General features: G+C 63.9%; 2 protein-coding genes and 1 pseudogene. 1 reads left to right on the forward strand and 2 read right to left on the reverse strand.

The window, feature by feature from the left end; genetic code table 11:
• Positions 1–18 precede the first annotated feature (18 nt).
• Positions 19–657 (reverse strand): transposase, encoded by a 639-nt coding sequence (locus ACLMAL_RS39560; protein ID WP_412003759.1) that lies wholly within the window; start codon positions 655–657, stop codon positions 19–21.
• A 43-nt stretch (positions 658–700) separates the two neighbouring features.
• On the opposite strand from ACLMAL_RS39560, the gene ACLMAL_RS39565 reads away from it, so the two are divergent.
• A complete protein-coding gene (locus ACLMAL_RS39565; RefSeq protein ID WP_412003760.1) occupies positions 701–940 on the forward strand; it encodes a hypothetical protein in 240 nt (79 codons plus the stop codon).
• Here ACLMAL_RS39565 and ACLMAL_RS39570 read toward each other — a convergent pair.
• Positions 827–1216: pseudogene (locus tag ACLMAL_RS39570) on the reverse strand (IS110 family transposase); the annotation flags it as partial. The gene ACLMAL_RS39565 and the pseudogene ACLMAL_RS39570 sit on opposite strands and share 114 nt — an antisense overlap.
• Positions 1217–1417: the final 201 nt, after the last annotated feature.

A 1417-nucleotide genomic window follows, 5' to 3' on the forward strand; every position in this document is an offset into this window, starting at 1 on the left:
TCCGCTTCTGGCACCCCTCTATGTCAAGAGGGCGGTTGTTTGGGGCGTAGTCTCGCTGGTGGCGGGTTCGGGAAGTGACTTGTCCGAAGTGTCGATCGTTGGGGTCGAGTCGGCCGCGCTGGATGTCAGAGACGCCCCCGAATGTCCTCCCGGGCTCGCCCCTGAGCGTTGGTGGGCGTCGCGGAGGAGTTGTTTGTAGACCACGTCGGATAGGTGTCGTTTGAGGCTGCGTAGTGCTTCCATCGGTGTTTTCCCGGCGGCGAGTTTGCGTCGGTAGTAGGCGCGGCCCGGGGTGTCGTTGCGTAATTGCACGATGGCCATGATGTGCAGGACGCGGTTGATTCGCCGGTTCCCGGTGCGGGACAAGCGATGTCGTTGGTGGTCGCCGCTGGAGGCATCGATGGGGGCGGTGCCGTTCCAGGAGGCGAACCGGCCAGCGTTGGGGAACCGGTGGATGTCGCCGATGTCGCCGAGCAGTCGTGCCGCTCCCGAAGGGCCGATGCCGTAGAGGTTCATCACGCTGGTGCCGGTTTCGGCGAGTAGTTCGGTGAGCTGTTTGTCCGCGGTTTTGATTTTCTTGTCCAGCGTAGCGACTTCGGTGATCAGCTCGGATGCGAGCTGGCGGCGGGTCTTGCCGACCAGGTCGCGTGGCCGCACTCCGGTGAGCAGAGCGCGGGCCTGTCTGGCCGACAGGAATTGTTTGGCGCCACCGGGAATCAGCTCCAGCAGCAGCCGGTGCAGGCGGCTGACCGTGCTGGTGCGGGCGATGGGCGAGTTCGTCGCGGCGATCGGCCAGCATGCGCAACGCCACCAGGTGATCGTCGGGTCGCACTCGCAGCAGATCCGAAGTATGCAGGGCTACAAGGGCAATCGAGTGCGCGTCGGTGGCGTCGGTCTTACGGCCTTGACCGGTGGAGAACACTCGTGTCCGGGCCGATAGTTTCGCCGGCACGTCCACCACGGTCTCGCCGTCGGCGATCAACCGTTGCGCCAGGTGCTTGCCGATCCCGTTGCAGCCCTCCACCGCCCAGACACGATCGCGGTACCGGCGCCCGAGTGCGAGCATGTCTTTGTAGCCGGGGGTATCGGTACCGAATCGGCCTTGGTCGAGAACGCATTCGGTGTGATCGAGTACTTCGATGGTGGCAGACCGTTTATGCGGATCCATGCCGATAACAACTGGACTCAACTGATGTCTCCTCACTAACCGCGACATGGGGCAGCGAGGAGGGCAACGCTACTTCCAGCTGGGCAGACCCCTCTTGAGCCACAACCTCGCCCGGTGCCCGGTGGGACGCACGCCAAAAGAGAGTCACACCAAAATTCGTGGTGGACAGCCGAAAAGAGAGCGTCCCGCCGGACACCTCGACCGAGCCTGGCCGGGCGTCGGCCGTGGCACAAGTCTCTAAGTAGCCGA

It is taken from the genome of Nocardia sp. CWNU-33, from assembly GCF_046764895.1.
GTDB lineage: Bacteria > Actinomycetota > Actinomycetes > Mycobacteriales > Mycobacteriaceae > Nocardia.